The sequence below is a fragment of the Thalassotalea sp. PLHSN55 genome (assembly GCF_052030545.1).
GTDB lineage: Bacteria > Pseudomonadota > Gammaproteobacteria > Enterobacterales > Alteromonadaceae > CANMXU01.
Genome location: NZ_JBPDIH010000002.1, coordinates 393547 through 414399, shown reverse-complemented (window position 1 = coordinate 414399; position 20853 = coordinate 393547). Strand labels below are relative to the sequence as shown.

At 40.2% G+C, this 20853-nt stretch carries 24 protein-coding genes and 1 riboswitch; of the genes, 13 read left to right on the top strand and 11 right to left on the bottom strand.

Going from position 1 to position 20853, the window contains the following annotated elements; all coding sequences use genetic code 11:
• The first annotated feature begins 61 nt into the window (after positions 1–61).
• The 4 genes from ACRRSQ_RS04980 (at position 62) to rmf (ending at position 2695) form a co-directional block, all read left to right on the top strand.
• A complete protein-coding gene (locus tag ACRRSQ_RS04980; RefSeq protein WP_440874603.1) occupies positions 62–1312 on the top strand; it encodes an ATP-binding protein in 1251 nt (416 codons plus the stop codon).
• A gap of 14 nt (positions 1313–1326) precedes the next feature.
• Positions 1327–1869 carry a response regulator transcription factor gene (locus ACRRSQ_RS04975; protein ID WP_440874602.1) on the top strand — a complete coding sequence of 181 codons (543 nt, stop codon included), beginning with the start codon at positions 1327–1329 and terminating at the stop codon, positions 1867–1869.
• A gap of 188 nt (positions 1870–2057) precedes the next feature.
• Positions 2058–2282 carry a DUF3820 family protein gene (locus tag ACRRSQ_RS04970; protein WP_440874601.1) on the top strand — a complete coding sequence of 75 codons (225 nt, stop codon included), beginning with the start codon at positions 2058–2060 and terminating at the stop codon, positions 2280–2282.
• Between the two features lie 239 nt (positions 2283–2521).
• Positions 2522–2695 (top strand): ribosome modulation factor, encoded by a 174-nt coding sequence (gene rmf, locus ACRRSQ_RS04965; protein ID WP_440874600.1) that lies wholly within the window; start codon positions 2522–2524, stop codon positions 2693–2695.
• A 179-nt stretch (positions 2696–2874) separates the two neighbouring features.
• Here rmf and ACRRSQ_RS04960 read toward each other — a convergent pair whose 3' ends face one another.
• The 10 genes from ACRRSQ_RS04960 to moaA form a co-directional block, all read right to left on the bottom strand.
• Positions 2875–3624, bottom strand: a complete 750-nt coding sequence (locus ACRRSQ_RS04960) for a HesA/MoeB/ThiF family protein (RefSeq protein WP_440874599.1) — start codon at positions 3622–3624, stop codon at positions 2875–2877.
• A 3-nt stretch (positions 3625–3627) separates the two neighbouring features.
• Positions 3628–4752, bottom strand: coding sequence for a molybdenum ABC transporter ATP-binding protein (gene modC, locus ACRRSQ_RS04955; RefSeq protein ID WP_440874598.1), 1125 nt, complete (start codon positions 4750–4752; stop codon positions 3628–3630).
• A complete protein-coding gene (gene modB / locus ACRRSQ_RS04950; protein WP_440874597.1) occupies positions 4746–5456 on the bottom strand; it encodes a molybdate ABC transporter permease subunit in 711 nt (236 codons plus the stop codon). The genes modC and modB overlap by 7 nt, the downstream gene beginning before the upstream one ends.
• Entirely contained in the window at positions 5456–6268 is an 813-nt protein-coding gene (gene modA, locus ACRRSQ_RS04945; RefSeq protein ID WP_440874596.1) for a molybdate ABC transporter substrate-binding protein, read from the bottom strand. Before modA ends, modB begins: the two co-directional genes overlap by 1 nt.
• Positions 6269–6727 (bottom strand): molybdopterin synthase catalytic subunit MoaE, encoded by a 459-nt coding sequence (gene moaE / locus ACRRSQ_RS04940; protein ID WP_440874595.1) that lies wholly within the window; start codon positions 6725–6727, stop codon positions 6269–6271.
• A gap of 4 nt (positions 6728–6731) precedes the next feature.
• Entirely contained in the window at positions 6732–6980 is a 249-nt protein-coding gene (locus ACRRSQ_RS04935) for a MoaD/ThiS family protein (RefSeq protein WP_440874594.1), read from the bottom strand.
• The gene (gene moaC / locus ACRRSQ_RS04930; RefSeq protein ID WP_440874593.1) at positions 6977–7495 is read right to left on the bottom strand and encodes a cyclic pyranopterin monophosphate synthase MoaC; all 519 of its coding nucleotides are present in this window, start codon (positions 7493–7495) and stop codon (positions 6977–6979) included. Before moaC ends, ACRRSQ_RS04935 begins: the two co-directional genes overlap by 4 nt.
• Positions 7496–7501: 6 nt before the next feature.
• The gene (gene moaB, locus ACRRSQ_RS04925) at positions 7502–8047 is read right to left on the bottom strand and encodes a molybdenum cofactor biosynthesis protein B (protein WP_440874592.1); all 546 of its coding nucleotides are present in this window, start codon (positions 8045–8047) and stop codon (positions 7502–7504) included.
• Positions 8040–8675 (bottom strand): molybdenum cofactor guanylyltransferase, encoded by a 636-nt coding sequence (gene mobA, locus ACRRSQ_RS04920; RefSeq protein WP_440874591.1) that lies wholly within the window; start codon positions 8673–8675, stop codon positions 8040–8042. Before mobA ends, moaB begins: the two co-directional genes overlap by 8 nt.
• Positions 8676–8705: 30 nt before the next feature.
• Positions 8706–9677, bottom strand: coding sequence for a GTP 3',8-cyclase MoaA (gene moaA, locus ACRRSQ_RS04915; protein WP_440874590.1), 972 nt, complete (start codon positions 9675–9677; stop codon positions 8706–8708).
• A riboswitch (molybdenum cofactor riboswitch) is annotated at positions 9664–9856 on the bottom strand. It overlaps the preceding gene by 14 nt.
• Positions 9857–10037: 181 nt before the next feature.
• Here moaA and moeA point away from each other — a divergent pair.
• Positions 10038–11273, top strand: coding sequence for a molybdopterin molybdotransferase MoeA (gene moeA, locus ACRRSQ_RS04910; RefSeq protein WP_440874589.1), 1236 nt, complete (start codon positions 10038–10040; stop codon positions 11271–11273).
• A 184-nt stretch (positions 11274–11457) separates the two neighbouring features.
• Positions 11458–12843 (top strand): ATP-dependent RNA helicase DbpA, encoded by a 1386-nt coding sequence (dbpA, locus tag ACRRSQ_RS04905; RefSeq protein WP_440874588.1) that lies wholly within the window; start codon positions 11458–11460, stop codon positions 12841–12843.
• 109 nt (positions 12844–12952) lie between these two features.
• Here dbpA and ACRRSQ_RS04900 read toward each other — a convergent pair whose 3' ends face one another.
• The gene (locus ACRRSQ_RS04900) at positions 12953–13297 is read right to left on the bottom strand and encodes a DUF3718 domain-containing protein (protein WP_440874587.1); all 345 of its coding nucleotides are present in this window, start codon (positions 13295–13297) and stop codon (positions 12953–12955) included.
• Positions 13298–13679: 382 nt separating this feature from the next.
• Between ACRRSQ_RS04900 and ACRRSQ_RS04895 the strand changes: the two genes are divergently transcribed.
• The 7 genes from ACRRSQ_RS04895 to thrB all read left to right on the top strand — a co-directional run bounded on the left by ACRRSQ_RS04895 (position 13680) and on the right by thrB (position 20852).
• Positions 13680–13973, top strand: a complete 294-nt coding sequence (locus ACRRSQ_RS04895; RefSeq protein ID WP_440874586.1) for a YebG family protein — start codon at positions 13680–13682, stop codon at positions 13971–13973.
• A 34-nt stretch (positions 13974–14007) separates the two neighbouring features.
• On the top strand, positions 14008–14700 hold the full coding sequence (locus tag ACRRSQ_RS04890; RefSeq protein ID WP_440874585.1) for a M48 family metallopeptidase: 693 nt from the start codon (positions 14008–14010) through the stop codon (positions 14698–14700).
• A 482-nt stretch (positions 14701–15182) separates the two neighbouring features.
• Positions 15183–15548 (top strand): response regulator, encoded by a 366-nt coding sequence (locus ACRRSQ_RS04885; RefSeq protein WP_440874584.1) that lies wholly within the window; start codon positions 15183–15185, stop codon positions 15546–15548.
• Positions 15545–16153: a chemotaxis protein gene (locus ACRRSQ_RS04880; RefSeq protein ID WP_440874583.1), complete on the top strand. Its 609-nt coding sequence runs from the start codon at positions 15545–15547 to the stop codon at positions 16151–16153. Before ACRRSQ_RS04885 ends, ACRRSQ_RS04880 begins: the two co-directional genes overlap by 4 nt.
• Complete coding sequence (locus ACRRSQ_RS04875) at positions 16153–17112, top strand: diguanylate cyclase (protein ID WP_440874582.1); 960 nt, start codon at positions 16153–16155, stop codon at positions 17110–17112. Before ACRRSQ_RS04880 ends, ACRRSQ_RS04875 begins: the two co-directional genes overlap by 1 nt.
• Before the next feature lie 321 nt (positions 17113–17433).
• Positions 17434–19890, top strand: coding sequence for a bifunctional aspartate kinase/homoserine dehydrogenase I (gene thrA, locus ACRRSQ_RS04870; protein WP_440874581.1), 2457 nt, complete (start codon positions 17434–17436; stop codon positions 19888–19890).
• Positions 19890–20852 carry a homoserine kinase gene (thrB, locus tag ACRRSQ_RS04865; protein ID WP_440874580.1) on the top strand — a complete coding sequence of 321 codons (963 nt, stop codon included), beginning with the start codon at positions 19890–19892 and terminating at the stop codon, positions 20850–20852. Before thrA ends, thrB begins: the two co-directional genes overlap by 1 nt.
• Position 20853 lies beyond the last annotated feature (1 nt).

The window sequence follows — 20853 nt, the reverse complement described above, 5'->3', positions numbered from 1 at the left end:
TTCACCTATTCAACTGTTATTATTCAGCCAATAGAATGAAATTAAGGGAAATAAAATCACCATGAGTGGCTTTTTTAGTGAAATGACCAAAGGTGTCAGCCAAATACAGATGATTCTGGTATTACGGTGCGCCGCCATTTTGGTTCAATTCTTTTTGATTTTATTTGTTAATTTAGGCTTAGATCATCAGCTACCTTGGTTGCCGTTAATGGCGGTAATATTGGTTGAAATTGCTTTTACTTTGGCAAGTGGGGGTTACTATTGGCGGCGCAGTGCACAGCAGCGCGATTTGGTCATTCAAATTAGCGCTGACATTCTCTTTTTATCATTGCTGCTTTATTTTAGTGGCGGTGCAACCAATGCCTTTGTCTCCTTGTTATTGCTTCCTATTGCACTTGCGGCGGTAACCTTAACACCGTGGTTATTATCGTTAGTGGCCGTTTCGGCTATTGCTTGTTACAGCGTATTATTATGGCTTACCCCCATGCACATGATGCACGGCAATATGGAAGGTCATTTTATCGCGATGTGGGTGAATTTTTTATTTTCTACCGGGGTTGTCGCTATCGTCGTTGGTAAAATGGCACGCAGCATTAATCAGCGAGAGCGCGCGATTGCAGCTTATCGCGAAGAACAGCTCAAACAAGAAAAAGTGATTTCATTGGGAGTTGCATCCGCGCAAATTACCCATCAATTAGCGACACCTATTGCCACCATTCAGCTATTAGCGGATGAACTAAAAGAAGACTTTCCAAGTAATGAAGCGGTTGAAGACATGCAAACTGAAATTGCAAGATGCAGTAAAAGCTTAGGCGAATTTCGGGAAATGGTCTTTGATATTAAAGAGCAAACCAGTCAACTTGAAAGTTGCGCTGATATACTTGATAAAATTTCTGACAATTTAGGGTTAAACTACCCAGATGTTCACATTAAAATAAATCATTTAGCGGCTATGCAGAGCTTTGCGGACCATAAAGTGGTCTCAGACGCCACGTTACTGCCCGCGATATTAAATTTAATTAACAACGGCATTCGGGCAACTAAGGCCAACAACAATAACAATATTGAGCTAAATAGCGATATCGTTAAACAGCGTTGGCAATTAGAGATTCGTGATTTTGGTAAAGGTTTTAAACGCGCAGAATTGGCTGAATTAGGGGTAAAACCGGTGGAAAGCAACCAAGGTTTAGGTATGGCTGTTTTTTTAAGTCACTCAAGTTTAGAACGCTTAGGTGGTAAGTTATCACTTACTAATCATGAAAGTGGCGGCGCAAAAGTTACTTTGAGCATGCCATTAGTCAAGGAGAAATAGAGGTGAGCGAGACAATGAAACTACTATTAGTCGAAGATGATACAACTTTCGCTAATACCTTAAAAAGGCGCCTAGAAAAACACGGTTTTACTTGCTGGCATGCCGACACTTGCAACGATGCTTTGTTAGCGTGTCATCGCCATTTGCCCGATTTTATTTTGCTCGACATGAAACTACACCATGAAAGTGGCTTAAATTTAATTAACCCTATGCGGCAGTTAAGACCGCAAAGTCGTATTATTTTATTAACTGGCTTTGCCAGTATCGCCACAGCAGTCGATGCGATAAAACTTGGTGCGGATGATTATTTAACTAAGCCTGTTGATACCCAAACCCTATTGGCAGCGCTAAACCCAAAGGCAGCGAAAACTGAGCCGGTGATTAGTCAAGATGAAGATAAGGTACTATCAGCCGAGCAAGTGGAATGGGAGCATATTCAGCAGGTATTAAAATTTAATAATGGCAATGTTTCAGCAACTGCCAGACAGCTGTCTATGCATCGAAGAACTTTACAACGTAAGTTACAAAAACGCCCAACACCAACTAAGTCAGCGTAGGGCGCATGTGGTATTAACCACCAATATAAATCGTTACAAATGTAAAGTGAACAAAATCAGTCTACTGCGGGTTTGCGTTGGTTGGAATAAAAAACAAACAAACTGCGACAATTTACCGCAGTTTAATTCGAACAAAATTTATATCACAAAGGTCAACATGCTCTAGCCTGTGCTAAGAAGGAAAAACTTTGTTAAACGATCAACAACAATTAAGCGATGCTATTAATCAAGTCATGCCATTTGGCAAGTATGCGGGTAGAAAACTTATTCAATTGCCAGAGCCTTATTTGGTTTGGTTTCAATCAAAAGGTTTTCCTGAAGGAAAACTGGGTCAACAATTGGCATTAATGTATGAAATTAAGCTCAATGGCTTAGAAGAAATGCTACAACCACTGATTAAAAAAGACGAATGATTTTTATTCATTCAAGAGAGCTTTGCTAACACTTTGTTTTTTTTAATGAAGCCAGAATTGGTTATAAAAACGGCTAAATAAAGAACATAAAAGTTACTTAAAATTACATATTTTCACTTGTCATAAAACTGAAATTAATCTTTAATAAATTGTCGGTTGTTTTTAGAAGTCGATATTGGATGTAGAGTTTTTATTTAATTATCAGTGCGTTAAAGTGCGTTAGTAATGGAGAGTCATGCATGAAAAGACAGAAAAGAGATCGTTTAGGCAGAGCATATTCAAACGGTTACCAAGCCGGACTTGGTGGCAGAGCAAAGGATAACTGCCCTTATCAAAATGTTGATGCTAGATCGGAATGGCTAGGTGGTTGGCGAGAAGCCGTTAATGAACGAAATATGGGATTATATCGTTAGTCATCAACTTCCCAAACTGACAAACCAAATATTAAGCTTTGTTTAAATGACTGCCCTCTGTTGAGGGCTTTTTGTTTTTTAGCGCTTTATATTCAAAATGCTTAGTTTTTAATGCTTAGTTTTTAATGTTTTTTTGATACATCGATTTTAAAGTGGCACTTATGTACATACCCGTGTGCTTACTTAGGTTGGCAAGCAGGGCAATTTTTTTGTTTTTTAATGGTAAATTGCTGCCATTGGTTGGCTAAGCCGTCAAACAAATGTAGTTGGCTTAATTTCACCTGATTTCCAGTAATGAGTTTTATGGTTTGCAATGCCTGCATGCCACCTATAATCGCCAAAACTGGACCAAGTATGCCCACGGTTTGACAATTATTCGCGGGTGCTTTTTCACTTTCTGGAAACAGACATTGGTAGCAAGCGCTGTGCTCATCTCTAGGATCAATCACCATTTGTTGACCGTCAAAACCTGTCGCAGCACCCACAATTAAAGGTACCTTATGCCTTAGGCACGCTTGGTTAAGTAAATAACGGGTGCCGATATTGTCGGTGCAATCAATCACCACATCAACATCGGGGATGTAATAGTCACAAAGTTCTTGATCAAGCATTTCGTCAATCACTTCAATATCAACATCAGCATTTTGTTGGCTGAGTTTTTCACTGGCGCAGTCGGCCTTGTTGCTACCAATATCTTGTTCGTTAAACATAATTTGGCGCTGCAAATTGGTCAGCTCAATTTTATCGCCATCAGCCAGTAATAATTTACCTATACCTGCTGCCGCTAAATACATGCTAACTGGGTTACCCAAGCCGCCAAGCCCAACAATCAGTACTTTGGCTAGTCTAAGTTTTAGTTGCCCTGACTCGCCAATTTGGCTAAGTATAGTTTGACGGCTATAACGAAGTTGTTCTTGTTGAGATAACACCGGTTAAACTCCTGAAGGTAAATGAAACGTTTTTACTGCACTGGCTTTAAATTGAATGTAAACCTGCTTGTTAAGGTCAAGCTGTAATTGTTTAAACGACAGACTGGTAATATGAGTGAAAAACTGATGATCGCCACATTCAATGGTCAGTAGCACACTACTGTCTTGCTTTTTTATTTGGCAAATTGTTCCGAATAAGTGATTGACAATCGACGAGTTTGTTGGCTCGATTAAACTAATGCTAATGTCGTTGGCAAAGATAAAACAGCGTAACTCACTGCCCACTTTTATTTGCTCATCAAGTAGCGGTAAATAAATGTGTTGATCGCTATTGATGGTTAAACGGGTTAAACCATATTCACTATGATGTGCTTTTACCGTTAACGCTAAACTGGTTTGCTGTTTGATTAATGAATTTTTATTGTTAGGTGTATTTAAACGGTGGATCACTTGGTGAATATTACCAAAGTCGACTATTTTACCTTGGGCTAAAATTAACAAATTTTCAGCAACTTGCTGTAATTCTGCCATAGAGTGACTGACATAAAACATCGGAATATTCAGTTTGTCTTTAATGGTCACCAATAAATTCAACATTAAGGCTTTATTGTCTTTGTCTAACGCGCTTAGCGGTTCATCTAGAAGCAGAAGCTTTGGCTCAGCCAATATGGCTCTGGCCAGTGCAACTCGCTGTTTTTCTCCGCCTGAGAGTTGCTGAATACTTTTGTTTTTTAACTCATTCAGCGCGGTCAACTCAATTACTTCATCAAAGTCTAAACTAGGACGCTGACAGCGCTTAACCGCAAAGTCTAAATTTTCTTTTACCGTTAAGTGCGGGAATAAGCGTGAGTCTTGAAATACCAAACCAATATGGCGATGTTCGGCTTTGATAAAACGCTTAGTGCTAGTATCGAGCAGGCATTGTTGATCAAAGGTAATTTGACCTTGTGCATTAGGCTCTAAACCGGCAATTATGCGTAACAATGTCGACTTTCCTGAGCCTGAATGACCAAAAATGCCAGTAATCCCTTGCGCAGGAAAGCGTTGTTTTATGCTTAAAGAAAATGGCTCAAAATGTGCCTTGATGTCTATTGCGATGCTATTTGTGTTATTTGCAGCATTTACCATAATTGTTTACCTGCTGCAGGTTTGCCATTATTTGACATTGGTTTTTGAAAATTAAGTAAGTAGACCAAGGCCAGCAATAGCACCGAGCCCACTAACAAACTCAGCGCAAGCGTATGCGCTTTGGCGTAATTAAACGCTTCAACATGATCAAATAAGGCAATCGATAAAACACGCGTTTCACCTTCAATATTGCCGCCAATCATCAATACCACACCAAATTCGCCAATGGTATGTGCAAAACCAAGGGTTGCGGCGGTAATAAAACTAGCTTTTGTGAGCGGAAAAACGATATGAAAAAATCGGTCAAGTTTCCCTGCACCTAACGTTGCGCCCACTTCAAGATAATCGTGACCTAACTGCTCAAACGCTTTTTGTAGCGGCTGCACCACAAACGGCAGAGAATAAATAATCGAGCCGATCACCAAAGCGCTAAAACTAAAAGCAAGTTGCTGGCCGGTAACTTGTTGCCAAACTTGGCCGGGTAAATGTTGAGGCGAGAAGGCGATCAATAAATAAAACCCTAATACTGTCGGTGGCAAGACCAAAGGTAAGGCGACAATGGCTTCTAAAATGACTTTAAATCGGCTGGTCATATTAGCCATCATCCATGCCAGTGGCGTACCAATAAGCATCAAAATAATGGTGGTTAACCCTGCCATTTTTAAGGTGGTGAGCAAGGCAATGAAATCAGAGTTTTCAAGCATTACAAATCACCTTGTTGCGCTAACGCTGCGGCTGACTGATAGCCAAACTGGCGGATTTTTTCTTGTACTGGCGCGCTTAATAAATAGTCTTTTAACTGCTGAGCGTTAGCATGTTGTTTACTGGCCTTGACGATCACCAGTTGCTGGTTAATGGCCTGATGGTGCCTCGCATCAATTTTTATACCTGATAAGTTGTTTAGCACTAATTGGCTATAGGCGACAACGCCAAGTTCAACGGCTTTGCTGCGTACTTGCTGAAAAGTTTGATTAATATTAATGCCAGTAACCAGTTGTTTTTTATAATCGTTCCATAAGCCCAAACTGATTAACGCTTCTTTGGCGGCTTTGCCGTAGGGTGCAATGGCAGGGTTAGCGATGGCGACTTTTTTCTGATAATTTTTTAGCTGCGCTAGCGATAATAATTTGTGGGTGTTGGAAAACAAGGCGAGTTCGCCAATGGCATAAGTTGCGCGGCTATTGCTGACAATAAGTTGGTCAAGTTCTAGCTGTTGTGCTCTTTTTTCATCGGCTGATAAAAACACATCAAAAGGGGCGCCGTGATAAATTTGTTGATACAAAGTGCCGCTTGCGCCGCTGATCACTTGGGTTTGAATACCGGTTTGCTTGTTAAAGCTTGGTAGCAGTTGTTCTAATACCGGCGCAAAGTTTGCCGCAACAGCAATGCGCAATTTGTCTTGTTTTGCAGCAGATGAAAAGCTAAAAATACATAAGATGCAAGCCAAGATGATGTACTGGCTTTGGTTTGCCCGTTGTTTAATAGGCGGCAACAAAAAAGATAATAAGCGCAGCACTTAACTTTCCCATTGCTGCGCTTTATTGCTGTCAGAAGTTTTTGCGTCAAGCCATTTTTCACCGTTTTCGGTAAGCTCTTTTTTCCAAAAGGGCGCTTGTACTTTTAAATAATCCATAATAAATTCTGCCGCCGCAAAGGCATCTTTGCGATGCATTGAAGTCACACCAACAAAGACAATTTTCTCGCCAATGGCAAGTTGACCGATACGGTGAATAACTCTTACGCGACCTATGCTCCAACGCTCTTTGGCAATGGTAATGATTTTGTCGAGCGATTTTTCTGTCATACCCGGGTAGTGTTCAAGGTATAAGCCACTCACTTGAAGGCCTTCATTTTTATTGCGCACTCGGCCGGTAAAGGTGACGACTGCGCCATCGCTTGGGTTATTTTCTTCGAGTAGGGCAACCTCGTCAGCTAGGCTAAAGTCTTGCGCTTGAATGCTGATTATTTCTGCCATCAAATTATCCACCTGTTACCGGCGGGAAAAAGGCAACTTCATCACCAGATGTAACTTGCGTCTGTGCGTCAACCATATCGTGATTAACGGCACTTAACAGTGACTGGTTTTCAAATGTTGCTTGCCAATTCGGATGTAATTGCACTAATTTCGCTTTGACATCAGCAATGTTTTGCAAGTCTTGTGCGGCTAATTCAATTTCACCACAACCTAATTGTTCACGAAGTGCCGCAAAAAATATCACTTTGATCATGCTTGTTCCTTTTCTACATTTTGCCCTTTGGCTTGCCAAGAACCAGATTTTCCACCTTCTTTGGTCAATACTTTTATGCCAAAAATTTCCATATTAGGGTCGGCCGCTTTACACATATCAAATAAGGTCAAACAAGCAACCGACACTGCAGTTAACGCTTCCATTTCCACGCCAGTTTGCCCAGTTAAACGGCATAAACTGACCACTTTGACCTGGTTGTTGATGGTATCAATTTCAAAATCAACTTGTACTTTAGTTAACATCAGAGGATGACAAAGCGGAATTAAGTCGCTGCATTTTTTTGCGGCTTGAATACCCGCGATACGGGCGACAGCTAATACATCACCTTTTTTATTATCACCGTGGTGAATAAGCTTTATGGTTTGCGGGCTCATTTTAATAAAGCCTTGCGCAGTTGCCGTGCGAGATGTCATCGACTTTTCAGTAACATCAACCATATTCGCTTCGCCTTGGGCGTTAACGTGACTTAAGCTTGGGGTGTTTGAATCGCTCATAGCTGATTAACCACGTGTTTGACAAGCTTGTGCTTGGCTAATTTTAACGTGCGGCACAAAATTACAAGGGCGATGACTGGCATCAAGCTGCTCTTTAATGACTTTGTCCCATGCGGTTTTACAAGCATTTGTTGAACCGGGAACACATAACACGACTGTGCCGTTAGCGATGCCGCCAAAAGCGCGCGATTGAATAGTTGATGTGCCGATTTCTTGCAGTGACACATGGCGAAATACCTCGCCAAAACCTTCTACTGCTTTATCAAATAAAGGTGTTAATGCTTCTGGCGTATTGTCACGTACGGTAAAGCCGGTGCCGCCAGTTGAAATAACGGCATGCACTTGGTCGCTAGCAATCCATTTTGAAACGATTGCGCGCAATTGATAAACATCGTCTTTGACAATCGCTTTTTCTGCAAGGTTATGGCCGGCTTCCGTTAGGCGTTCAACTAACGCTTGACCAGATGTGTCGTTTGACTCATCGCGAGTATCAGATACGGTAAGTACCGCAATATTTAAAGGCAAAAATTCATTGCCGCCATGCTTAGACATGAGAACTCCGTTTGTTCAAAAATATGTTTTTCGCCTGCTGCCATTGCTCAGGCGTATTGGTATTAAATAAGGTTTGTTGGTTACTTGCCGTTAATGTTTGATGCGGCAACTGCTTTAATAGGCCTTTAATTGATGGACCTTTACCTGAAAAGCCTTGTCCAGATTGTGGAAACGCTTGTTGAAAAAACAGTTCAAGTAAACCGTTGTTGGGCAAATATAAAGGTAAAAAATTATCTTGATAAAAGCAGGCTTTTTGGCTTAATTCACCCGTTAGTTTCAACTGCTTGAGCGCTTGACTGGTCATAAGCGGTAAATCGATAGGTAGTATCAACACCGCTTTCGGCTGATGTTTTTGCATGACACTATAAATGCCGCCTAAAGGACCTGCTTGTTCAATAACATCAGCGATTGCATTATCATTTTGATGTTGACTACCACTAATAACCGTTTGCGCAATGCCGGCATCAACAAGTAGTTGTTGACTAAAGTTGAGCATGTTTTCTTGGTTACGCATTAACTGGGATTTATCTTGTCCCATGCGTGACGATTGACCACCAGCGAGCACTATGCCGAGGCAGTCTTGCTGAGATCTATTTTGTGGTGTTGTCATGTTAGCTACAGTGATCATAAATAAAGGTTACTTCGAATAAACAAAGAGTTAACCACCTAACATGGCTAAGTTTTTTGTTGCACCCGTTAGGTTGTCTTGTAAAAAGTGAGTCGCTTTTTTATCGTGCATCATTGCGGCAATACGCGCTTTTAATGGCTCGACATCATCTTGTTGCAAGTATTCTTTTAGCGATAGACCTTCTTCAGTAAAAAGACATAAATGCAATTTACCTAATGAACTAATGCGCAAGCGATTACAGGTATTACAAAAATCTTTGCTGTAAGGCATGATTAGGCCAATTTTTCCTTGGTAATCAGGATGATAAAACTCTTGTGCAGGGCCCGCTGTTTTTTCTTGAATGCAAGGTAGCCAGCCATCTAAAATCAGGTTTTGTTTAATGCGTGAACCTTGTACATGTTGCGCATCAAAAAATTCTTGATTGTCACCGGTTTGCATTAACTCGATAAAGCGTAAGGTCACTGGCGTATCTTTTAGCCAATTTAAATAGCTTTGAATATCGTACCCATTGTATTCACGCATTAACACTGTATTGACTTTGATATTAGGGCGACCATCTGCGAGCGCCATATCAATGCCTTTTAGAATATGATCTAATTTATTGTGCCCGGTTATGGCATGAAATTGTCTTGGGTCTAAACTGTCGATACTGATATTAATATTATCAATGCCTGCGTCTAACCAAGCGGGAAGATGTTCCGGTAATTTATAACCGTTACTGGTAATAGCGACTTTTTTAATGCCAGCCGTTTGTTTACATGCGCTGATAATGTCGGGTAAATCTTTACGTAGAGACGGCTCGCCGCCGGTGATGCGAATTTTCTCAGTGCCCATTTGTGCAAACGCGTTTGCCACTCTTTTAATTTCAGGCAAGCTTAAAAAGTCACGATCGTTATCACAAGCGTAACCGTCAGGTAGGCAGTAGTTGCAACGAAAATTGCAAACATCAGTAATTGATAGGCGCAAGTAATAAAACTTGCGGCCGAAGTTGTCTGTTAACATGTCACCTTTCCAAATGTCGGGAGGCTAACTCGTTTCCTCGTTAACCCTGGCGGTTTGGTCGCTACTAACTGTTATTGCTTAAGTCGAACAAACCACGGCTAAGAAAACATAATTAAGAGACTAACAGCAAATGTTAATGCCTTAATGTTAGTTAAATTAGCTCGGCGAATAATGATTGTGTGATTCTTACACAACGCATCAGCGTTAGTAAAAATTAAACATCAAGTATAGCTTATTTTTGTTATTTTTATAGTAATATTATCTTGCTGGGCTTAGCTTGATTTGAATCAAGAATACCCTTATTGATTTTAGGGTATTTTACCCTCACTAGTTTTTTAATTACTTGTAGGAATTGAAATAATGTCTGATTGTTGTTCTGCGCCCGGACTTAAACCCTTTGAAGATGCTCTTGCCCAAATGTTGGCTGAGATCAAGCCAGTGTCAGAGTGTGAGTCGATCAATATTGAAACGGCGCTTGATCGCGTATTATCAGAAGACATTTACAGCCCAATAAATGTCCCGCCGCATAATAACTCTGCAATGGACGGATATGCGTTTCGCATTGCTGATAGAGCCAATACCGAACGCTTAACTTTAGTAGGGCGTTCAATGGCTGGTCAACCGTTTACCGGCAGCTGTGGCAAGAACGAATGTGTACGCATAATGACAGGGGCAAAAATGCCAGCCGATTGCGACACGGTTGAAATGCAAGAAAACTGTCAAGTTGAAGGCGATACCGTACATTTTCTGTCGTTAAGAAAAGAAGGCGACAACGTTCGCTGTGCAGGTGAAGATATTGCAAAAGGGCACTTACTTTTTGCCAAAGGCCGCAAACTTTCCACCATTGATATTGGCATGTTGGCGTCATTAGGTGTCGCTACAGTTACTGTTGTACGTAAATTAAAAGTGGCGCTAATTGCTACCGGCGATGAATTAAAACAACCGGGAATGGCATTAACCGATGGTGATATTTTTGAAAGTAATAGCCATACCTTATCGGGCATGTTGCAACGATTAAATGTTGACGTGATCAACTTCGGCATTATTGAAGATGACAAAGCAGCGATACAAGCGGCTTTTGAACAAGCAGATAAAAATGCGGATGCGGTAATTTCATCAGGAGGTGTTTCTGTTGGCGACGCCGATTACACCAAAGAGGTGTTAGATGAATTAGGTGAAATTGGCTTTTGGAAAATAGCCATGAAGCCGGGTAAACCGTTTGCCTTTGGCAAATTACCTAATAGCTACTTTTTTGGCTTACCGGGCAACCCAGTTTCAGCTGTTGTAACGGCACACTTATTGGCAATTCCTGCGTTAATAAAAATGCAAAATTGTCATGACTACCAGCCAGTTAAATTAAAAGTGAAAACAGAAACTGCATTGAAAAAAGGTCCCGGCCGCATGGACTTTCAACGTGGCGTGTTGTCGGTAAACCCGCAAGGTGAAACGGTTGTACATAGCACAGGCAGTCAAGGTTCAGGGATTTTATCGAGTATGGCCATTGCTAATTGTTATATCGTTTTACCTGCGTGCCAAGGCAAAGTATGTGCTGGTGAAATGGTCGATGTGCAGTTATTTGATCACTACCTTAGATAATTTCTTAAGATAATATTTGACCTAGCATTTAAGGCAGTTGAAATAAAATTTTCATTATCAAAGGGGCAAAATGTGCCCCTTTGTATTTATTGCTAGGAATAAGTCCACCTAAGATCACTATGCTGTTATAATGGCCAATATTAACCACGCTGTATTTTTAGCCTTTGCATAACAGGACACACCCTTGAGCCAACTTGCTTTTTCTTCCGTTAATTTATCTAAAGATTTACTCAAAAATTTGACTTCCCTTGGCTATGAGCAGATGACTGATATTCAAGCGCAAAGCTTACCGCATGTGTTGGCAGGTAAAGATGTTATCGCCCAAGGTAAAACCGGCTCAGGTAAAACGGCAGCTTTTGGTTTAGGTTTATTAGAAAAACTTAACGTAAAACGCTTTCGTATTCAGAGCTTAGTCTTGTGTCCAACACGTGAATTGGCCGACCAAGTTGCCAAAGAAATTCGTACCCTAGCGCGCACGATTCATAACATTAAAGTATTAACGTTATGTGGCGGTATGCCTTTTGGTCCGCAAGTAGGATCGCTTGAGCATGGTGCTCATATTATTGTCGGCACCCCAGGAAGAATTGAAGATCACCTTGGCAAAGGCACTTTACGCCTAGACGATGTTGAAATGCTAGTGCTTGATGAAGCGGATCGCATGTTAGAAATGGGTTTTCAATCAGCAATTGACTTAATTGTTGATAAAACTCCGATGAACCGTCAAACCTTATTATTTAGTGCCACTTACCCGAAACAAATCCAATCGATTGCGCAGCGTATTATGGTTAAACCTGTTATGGTGGAAGCAAAATCAAGCCATGATAATAGCAGTATTGAGCAAAAGTTTTATCAGGTTGAACATCACGATGAAGCGCGCTCTTTGGCGGTACGTTTGTTATTACTTGAACATCAACCCGAGTCGTCGGTGATCTTTTGTAATACTAAGCGTGAAACGCAAGAACTAGCCGATAGGTTGCATAATTACGGCTTCAGTGTCGTGGCACTTCATGGCGATCTGGAACAGCGCGATCGCGATCAAACCTTAGTGCGTTTTGCTAACAAAAGTGCTGCGATATTAGTGGCAACCGATGTGGCAGCCCGCGGCTTAGATATCGACTCGTTAGACATGGTTATTAACTACCATATTGCACGTGATAGTGAAGTTCATGTTCATCGTATTGGTCGAACGGGGCGTGCAGGCAGCAAGGGCATTGCTTGTTCATTATATTCTGAAAAAGAAAGTTATAAAGTTGGCTTACTGGAAGATTATTTAGATAAAACCATTACGCCAGATATTTTACCATCAACAGACGTGCTTGATCATTCACCGTATCAACCGAAAGTAACCACGTTGCAAATTGATGGTGGTAAAAAACAAAAAGTTCGCCCGGGTGATATCTTAGGTGCACTAACTGGCAAAGGTGGCATTGAAGGTAAGCAAGTTGGCAAAATACAAATGTTTGATAACTGGGCTTATGTTGCTGTTGAGCGCAAAGTATTAAAGCCAGCGCTGAAAAAGTTATCAGAAGGTAAAATGAAAGGCCGCACTTTCAGAGTACGTAAAATTTAATAAACACTCTATATGAAATAGCAATGCAACTCTCTACCACAAAATGAGAGTTGATTCGCTGTGATTAATAACTGCAAGCTGGTTAAGCAAATTTACTATTTGTGTTGGTTTAAAAAGTAACCGACTGTTTTTGTACTAACGCTAAGTCGCTAATTTGCACCTGACCAAGCGCTTTTGACATTCGTGCTGCGGTTTTATCAGCATTATGTTTTTCGGCGAAGGTGATAATATCGTCGCCGTTACACATTACTTTAAGGGCAACGGTTTTATTTTTTAAACGGTAGCCTTTAATCGTTTTGTTGTAACGGATAACACTGTTACTCATGGCCGACTTACAGACATTGATCAGGGCGGACTCTACATATTCGTCCATGGCTGAGCTGGTAAAGCTGGTTCCTGCTAAACAAAGGGCGCTGGTTATTACTGCTAATGTTGTGGCTTTTACTGTTTTCATGACATCTCTCCATTAATGATATACGAACAATTTTTATAAGCGTTCAAGCACTGCACGCACTTTCATCATGGAAGGTTTTTTAAAGAAAAGTGTTAATTTGCCGGTGATGAATGTAAATGAATATATTTGTTCGCCGCTTTTATTGATCTCTATCTTGTTGTTATTCATCAACTCTGGAAATATCCCCCCGATCTTTGTTGTAATGATGTTTTACATCTGTAGATATTTAGACATAAAAAAGCAGTTAAAGCGGTTATTTGTCTTAAGATGAAATACAGGTGATAAACTTGGAATTTACCAAGATGCTTGTTATGATACTGATGTTTTATACAGTTAAGTGCTTTATTTATGATAAATAAAGCGGGTTTGGTGAGGAAAACTAATGGCAGTTGAAAGTCGATTTGTAGTAATTAGGCAAGGTGTAGAGGTTCAAACGTTCATGGATAAAAAAAGTGCTGATGAATATGACAAGATGCTCGATATGGCTGATAACCTAACGGCGATGTTTGAAAGCTCACCTATTGAACTAACCGAAACCATGACGGAAGAGTTAAGCATTTTCCTCGCTCAACATCGTGAAGACGTGTTAGTTGCATTACAAGCTAAAAAAGCGAAACCTGCGCCTAAGGCAAAAGTAAAAGCGGTTGAAAAAACAGAGACTAAAGACGTTGCGTAATTAGTGTAATCACTGTTTATCTACTTATTATTTGATGTCGCTAAACTACCAGCTTATTCGCAGTGCAAAAAGAAAAACGGTTGGCTTGCAAGTTAAGCAAGGCGCTATTTTTGTGCGCGCTCCTTATTATGTCAGCGAGCAAGATATTGCCGCTATTGTTGAAGCAAAAGCGACTTGGTTAAAGCAAAAACAAACAGAACAACAAAATAAAGCGCCGTTAATTCAGTTTGAACATGGCAGCCGAATATGGATTAAAGGCGTACAAAAAAGCCTTGCTATTGAATTTGCTAGCCAGCCTAGTGTCACTGAAAGCTTAGATAGTTTATCGATTGTCCTTGAATATAAATATCAATTAGCAAGTGAGGATACACTTCACCAAAAAATCGCCCAAGCGTTTGAAGCTTGGTTACTGACATTGGGAAAAGCCTATATACCGCAAAGGTTAGATGAACTTAGCCAAATAACGCAGTTGTTTCCTCAGCGTTATCAAATTAAAAAGTACAAAGCGCGCTGGGGCAGTTGCAATAGCAAAAAAGAACTGAGTTTTAATTACCTATTAATGATGGCGCCAACGTCTGTTATTGATTACGTTATTATTCATGAACTTTGTCATTTGCAGTATTTAAATCACTCCAGTCATTTCTGGCAATTAGTTGCTCAGTTTTATCCAAATGTAAAAGCGGCAAAAAATTGGCTAAAAGCCCATCAAGCGGATCTAACGTGGTAATTTCATTCCACTTTCTTTAAAAATACGCGATATCCTTCAATTTTTAGGTTACAAATATTAACGAGGCTGAAACACCTTGTAGCAGTGTTGTTATGCGCTGTTGGTTAAAATGTCTCCACATTGTTAATCATTATTTTTAAATCACTTTAATCGTTAACCAAACGATTGGCATAAATATTGATTGAAAAACATCAAGTTAAATTGAAGAGGTGGAAGCATGAAAACACGTTTACATTATGTAAAATTATCGACGTTATATTTTGGGTCTGCATTTTTGTCGTTTGCTCTGCTTAATTTAATGTTAGCTTAGCCATTTATGTTTACTCGAATGCCGAGTTGACGTTAATTGTCTGCACAAATTCAAAAAAGGTAGCTTAATTGCTACCTTTTTTGTTTTATTTTTCCGTTAATTATTTAATAACAAATAAATTTAAGGTAGATTAGTTGAGCGCATAAAAATAATAAAAACTGGGAAGAAAATAATGGATTTGTCTGTTCTCATTTGTGACGACTCAAACTTAGCAAGAAAACAGGTATTACGCAGTTTACCTGAAGATTATCGTGACGGTGTTCAGCTAGTTACCAATGGCCAAGAAGCTGTAGATGTTTTACGCAGTCAAAAAATAGATGTGCTTTTTCTCGACTTAACTATGCCGGTACTTGACGGTGTTGGTGTGTTAGAAGTTATTCAAAAAGAAGCCATTGAATGTTGTGTATTTGTCATCTCAGCTGATGTTCAGCCAGAGATGCAAAAGAAGGTGTTAGCACTCGGTGCGCGAGCTTTTTTAAGCAAGCCGGTTAAGCCTGAAATACTATTAGAACATATACAAGAACTTGCTGTGCTATGAGCCATTTAAATTTAAATGAAGATCAGCAAGATTGCTTGCAAGAGCTGATTAACGTAGCAATGGGGCAAGCGAGCGATCAACTTGCCCGCTATTTAGATACCTTCATTTATTTGAAAGTGCCCAATATTGAGCAAGTTGATGCACAAACCCTCACCAATTCGTTAGGACAGAACCAAGACTCTATTGCGGTCGTTAGCCAAGGTTTTTTCGGCTATGATGGTATTCGCGGCGAAGCGCTTTTGGTGTATCAACCAAAAGACTCAGACCGATTGGCTGATTTATTGGGTTATGAACCTGATGAGTTGTCAGATGAAGAACAAATTATCGATTTGAGTTCTATCTTAACAACCACTTTTTTAAACGTATTTGCCAGACAAATTGACAATCAAATGTCGTATAGCGCGCCGCGTTTATTATCAAATAACTATTCCACTGTTTCTGATCATATTGGTCAGCTTTCGTTTAACTGGGATATTGCCCTAAAGGTTCGTATTATTTATCAAGTCACCGACTACTCATTTAATTGTGAAATGGTGTTATTGATACCTGAGTCTGCGATCGTGCATATAAAAACCATGATTGACCGTATTTTGGAACAATATTAATGAACCCCGAAGACTTTTCATTGGCGATAGCTGACAAAATTAATACTGGCGTACTTATTGTCACCGGCAGTGGTGAAATAGTTAAATGGAATCGCTTTTTACAGGTACACGCTAACAAAGCCCCTGAACAAGTGATTGGCCTATCGGTTTATGATGTCTTTCCTGAATTGCCTAAACGTTGGTTTGAGCGAAAATTATTAAGTGTATTGCAGTTAAATACACCTTCGTTTTGCTCATGGGAACAGCGTCATCACTTGTTTGAACTACCGCATACTCGTCAAATTAGTACCGACAGTTTATTTATGGCGCAAAATTGCACATTTTTACCTGTTGAAACCGCAGGCGATGTTAAGCATATTTGCATTTTAATTGAAGATGCCACTGATGTCTGTCATTACCAAAATCGATTAAAAATGACGCTTGATGAATTGGCGTTGGCAAATCGTATTGACGGCTTAACGCAAATCTTTAACCGCAAGCATTGGGAAAATTCACTTGAACAAGAGTTTTCTCGCGCCCAACGTTATCAACACGACCTAGCGTTGATCATGTTCGATTTAGATCATTTCAAAGTACTTAACGATCGTTACGGCCACCAAGGTGGTGATACTGTTTTGGTTGAAACAGCCAAAAAAATTAAAAGCTTACTGCGCATTTGTGACCAATTTGGTCGCTACGGCGGCGAAGAGTTTGGCATTATTTTGCCTGAAACTGACATTACTGGCGCCTTAGATGTTGCTGAGCGTATTCGAATTGCGATTGAAACAGCTGTCTTTACACACCAAGAAAATAGTATTCGTTGTACCGTAAGTATCGGTGTTGCAATATTGAATAAAAATATTCAAGGTTACGAAGAGCTGATTAAATGTGCCGACACTGCCTTATATGAGGCAAAAGCCCATGGGCGCAATAAAGTTTGCACTATGAAAAACTACGAAAATTTGGTCGTAACCGCGTAACCCTAGTTATAATTATTCATTTTTTACGTCATTTATTCATAAAATATAACTTTTTAATAGCAATTTTTCATTGACACTTATCTTGACTTAAGGCATTTTAACTTCATGAAATTTATTAGCCGTTCTACCCGAATTATTATTACCACTATCACCCATACTGGGATGGTAGCTGTCGGCTAATGTGTAAATAAGTACTTTTATCAAAGCCCGCTACCAAATAAGGTTCCGGGCTTTTTTGTTTTATGGACTTAAAGGATTTAGTTGCTGATGGTTGGCATCAAATTGTTTAGGCAGAAAATTGACGTTGTAAGAGGAATAAACATGCGTGTTCTTAAATTTGGTGGTTCATCATTAGCTTCTGCTGAACGCTTTCTTCAGGTTGCTGAAATCATCAAAAACAAAAGCGAGTCATCTGCTGTTGCTGTAGTGGTTTCTGCGCCACAAGGTGTTACCAATCATTTGGTCGCTATGGCTGAAAATATTAATGATGATGTAAAATTAAAAACTGACCTTGGGCATTTCAAAACTGCTATTCAAACCATTATTGATGATCTGTCTGCAAGTGTATCAAGCTTTAATCACCAACACGCTGAGCAGGCACTCGCTAACTGTGAAAATCAATTAAGCCGCTATATGCATGGCGCAACTATGTTGTCGTTTTGCCCTGAGCATATCCGTGCACGTATTATCAGCACAGGTGAACGTTTAAGTGTTGCTATTCTTGAGTCTGTATTGGCAGCAAAAGATGAAAAAGTGTCAGTATTGGCGCCAGAAGAGTTTTTACGCACTAACGACGAGTCGTTAAACGCTGTTGCTGATTTAGTCTTATGTAAAGAAAAATTCCAAGAACAATATGCGCAGTTAAATAAGATTGCCTTAATGCCTGGTTTTATTGGCGTTGACTCTAAAGGCGATGTTACCACTTTAGGACGCAATGGTTCTGATTATTCCGCTGCGGTACTTGCGGTATGTGCTGAAGCCGAATGTTGTGAAATTTGGACTGACGTTGATGGCGTATTTAACGCAGATCCTCGCCTAATCAAAGATGCTAAATTACTTGATTACTTATCGTATCAAGAGGCGATGGAGTTATCTTATTTTGGCGCCAGTGTACTGCACCCAAAAACGATTGGCCCAATCGCGCAATACCATATTCCATGTTTGATCAAAAATACCGGTAACCCAGAAGCGCCGGGCACGTTAATTGCCAATGAAAACGATCAACAGAAAAAAGTAAAAGCGATTTCAAACCTTGATGATTTAACCATGGTTAACGTTTCAGGCCCAGGCATGAAAGGCATGGTGGGTATGGCATCTCGTGTATTTGCGACAATGAGCCGTGAAAACATTTCTTTGGTATTAATTAGCCAATCATCAAGTGAATACTGCATCAGTTTCTGTATTTATTCATCAGACGCACTTCGTGCGAAACAAAGCTTACAGCAAGAATTTGAATTAGAGTTATTAAATGGCTTATTAGAGCCGTTAGAGTTAAAAACGAACTTATCAATTATCTCGCTTGTGGGTGATGGCATGCATCATCAACAAGGTGTGGCAGCGAAATTCTTTAGCTCACTTGCCCAAGCACGTGTAAACGTAGTGGCTATTGCGCAAGACTCGTCAGAGCGCAGTATTTCTGTGGTTATCGAAGAGCGAAAATGTAAAGATGCAATGAAAGTTAGCCATCAGAACTTTTTCTCACACAAGCCAACTATTGATGTGTTTTTAGTTGGTTGTGGTGTGGTTGGTAGCGAATTGATTGCGCAAATCTCTCGCCAGCAACAAAGCTTAATCGAACAAAATATTGACTTAAAAGTGTATGGCTTAGCCAACAGTAAAGGCATGGTATTTAATGCGGAAGGTATCGACCTTGCTAACTGGCAAGATACGTTAGGTAAAGATGCAACGCCAGTAACGGCGGCTAACATTAAGTCGTTTGTCCGTGAAAATAATTTAATCAATCCGGTGTTAGTTGACTCAACTTCAAATGAAGAATTAGCAATGAGCTATGTGGACTTCTTAAATGAAGGCTTCCATGTGGTTACGCCAAACAAAAAAGCCAATACCGATTCTTGGGAATATTACCAAGCATTAAGAGAAGCGGCACAAAAAACCAATCGTCGCTTCTTATATGAAACCACAGTCGGCGCTGGTTTACCGGTAATTGATACTTTGCAAAGCTTGATTAAAGCAGGTGACCAACTGCAACGTTTTGAAGGTATTTTATCGGGTTCCTTGTCATACATTTTTGGCAAGTTAGAAGAAGGTATGTCAATTTCTCAAGCAACCGCTATTGCGAAAGAAAATGGCTTTACTGAACCAGACCCGCGTGATGATTTAAGCGGTATGGACGTTGCCCGTAAATTACTTATTATGGCGCGTGAGTCAGGTATGGCATTAAATATTTCTGATATCACGATTGAGTCAGTACTGCCAAGCGACTTTGATGCAAGTGGTGATGTTGCCACCTTTATGAATAACTTGACTTCAATTGACCAAGCCTTTAGCGACCGTGTCAACGAAGCGAAAGCCGAAGGTAAAGTATTACGTTATATTGGCAATATAGTTGATGGTAAGTGTCAGGTGTCCATTGAAGCGGTTGGTCAAGATCATCCACTTTATAGCATTAAAGATGGTGAAAACGCCTTAGCGATTCACTCTCGTTACTACCAACCATTACCATTTGTATTACGTGGTTATGGCGCGGGTGCAGCAGTTACTGCCGCAGGTGTCTTTGGTGATGTTCTTAGAACTTTAGCGTGGGAGCAAACACACTAATGAGCGTTTCAGTTTTTGCCCCAGCGTCAATCGGCAATGTAAGTGTTGGCTTTGACGTTTTAGGGCTCGCCGTAAAACCTGTTGACGGTACATTGTTAGGTGATGTGGTTAGTGTTGAGCAAGCAAGTGAAGATAGCCTAGTTGTTGTTGGCGAGTTTGCCAATAAGCTTCCGGGTGCACCAACCGATAATATTGTTTGGCATTGCTTGCAGCTGTTTAATAAAGCATTATTAAACAAAAATGTTGAGCCGGTAACCGTTAAGCTAACCTTGGATAAAAAAATGCCGGTAGGCAGTGGTTTAGGTTCAAGTGCATGTTCTGTGGTTGCTGCATTAGAAGCACTTAATGTTTTTTATCAGCAAAGCTTTTCACAAGGTTTTGATGAAGAAGCCATGCTTTTTATGATGGGACAAATGGAAGCTCAAATTAGCGGAAGTTTACATTATGATAATGTTGCTCCTTGTTATTTAGGTGGCTTACAGTTAATGGTGCCTGATGCTGATATTATTACCCGCACCTTGCCTGATTTTGACGACTGTTATTACGTGATGGCTTACCCCGGTATTGAAGTATCGACAAAAGCAGCACGTGAAGTATTGCCAACAAATTATAGTCGTAGCGACTTAATTCAATTTGGTCAGAATTTAGCAACTTTTGTTGACGCTTGTCACCGAGGTGACAAACAGCAAGCATTTTCAGTAGTGAGTGATATAGTTGCTGAACCTTATCGAAAAGGCTTGTTACCGGGTTACGAGCAAGCACACGATTATTTACTAAGCCAAGGCAGTTTAGCGGTTGGTATTTCAGGCTCTGGTCCAACATTATTTTGTGTCTGTGACCAGCTAGAAAAAGCCGAAGCTGCAGCGTTATGGCTGAAAGAAAATTATTTACAAACAGACTTAGGCTTTGTTCATGTCTGTAAAGTTGACCAAGCCGGTGCTGAACAAGTACCTGCCGAGTAAA

Excerpts from the sequence above, each read along its gene's own strand:
- ACRRSQ_RS04980 (WP_440874603.1), top strand. The coding sequence starts at position 62 with ATGAGTGGCTTTTTTAGTGAAATGACCAAAGGTGTCAGCCAAATACAG.
- ACRRSQ_RS04975 (WP_440874602.1), top strand. The coding sequence starts at position 1,327 with ATGAAACTACTATTAGTCGAAGATGATACAACTTTCGCTAATACCTTA.
- rmf (WP_440874600.1), top strand. The coding sequence starts at position 2,522 with ATGAAAAGACAGAAAAGAGATCGTTTAGGCAGAGCATATTCAAACGGT.
- modC (WP_440874598.1), bottom strand. The coding sequence starts at position 4,752 with ATGGTAAATGCTGCAAATAACACAAATAGCATCGCAATAGACATCAAG.
- modB (WP_440874597.1), bottom strand. The coding sequence starts at position 5,456 with ATGCTTGAAAACTCTGATTTCATTGCCTTGCTCACCACCTTAAAAATG.
- moaE (WP_440874595.1), bottom strand. The coding sequence starts at position 6,727 with ATGGCAGAAATAATCAGCATTCAAGCGCAAGACTTTAGCCTAGCTGAC.
- ACRRSQ_RS04935 (WP_440874594.1), bottom strand. The coding sequence starts at position 6,980 with ATGATCAAAGTGATATTTTTTGCGGCACTTCGTGAACAATTAGGTTGT.
- moaC (WP_440874593.1), bottom strand. The coding sequence starts at position 7,495 with ATGAGCGATTCAAACACCCCAAGCTTAAGTCACGTTAACGCCCAAGGC.
- moaB (WP_440874592.1), bottom strand. The coding sequence starts at position 8,047 with ATGTCTAAGCATGGCGGCAATGAATTTTTGCCTTTAAATATTGCGGTA.
- mobA (WP_440874591.1), bottom strand. The coding sequence starts at position 8,675 with ATGATCACTGTAGCTAACATGACAACACCACAAAATAGATCTCAGCAA.
- moaA (WP_440874590.1), bottom strand. The coding sequence starts at position 9,677 with ATGTTAACAGACAACTTCGGCCGCAAGTTTTATTACTTGCGCCTATCA.
- moeA (WP_440874589.1), top strand. The coding sequence starts at position 10,038 with ATGTCTGATTGTTGTTCTGCGCCCGGACTTAAACCCTTTGAAGATGCT.
- ACRRSQ_RS04900 (WP_440874587.1), bottom strand. The coding sequence starts at position 13,297 with ATGAAAACAGTAAAAGCCACAACATTAGCAGTAATAACCAGCGCCCTT.
- ACRRSQ_RS04895 (WP_440874586.1), top strand. The coding sequence starts at position 13,680 with ATGGCAGTTGAAAGTCGATTTGTAGTAATTAGGCAAGGTGTAGAGGTT.
- ACRRSQ_RS04890 (WP_440874585.1), top strand. The coding sequence starts at position 14,008 with ATGTCGCTAAACTACCAGCTTATTCGCAGTGCAAAAAGAAAAACGGTT.
- ACRRSQ_RS04885 (WP_440874584.1), top strand. The coding sequence starts at position 15,183 with ATGGATTTGTCTGTTCTCATTTGTGACGACTCAAACTTAGCAAGAAAA.
- ACRRSQ_RS04880 (WP_440874583.1), top strand. The coding sequence starts at position 15,545 with ATGAGCCATTTAAATTTAAATGAAGATCAGCAAGATTGCTTGCAAGAG.
- ACRRSQ_RS04875 (WP_440874582.1), top strand. The coding sequence starts at position 16,153 with ATGAACCCCGAAGACTTTTCATTGGCGATAGCTGACAAAATTAATACT.
- thrA (WP_440874581.1), top strand. The coding sequence starts at position 17,434 with ATGCGTGTTCTTAAATTTGGTGGTTCATCATTAGCTTCTGCTGAACGC.
- thrB (WP_440874580.1), top strand. The coding sequence starts at position 19,890 with ATGAGCGTTTCAGTTTTTGCCCCAGCGTCAATCGGCAATGTAAGTGTT.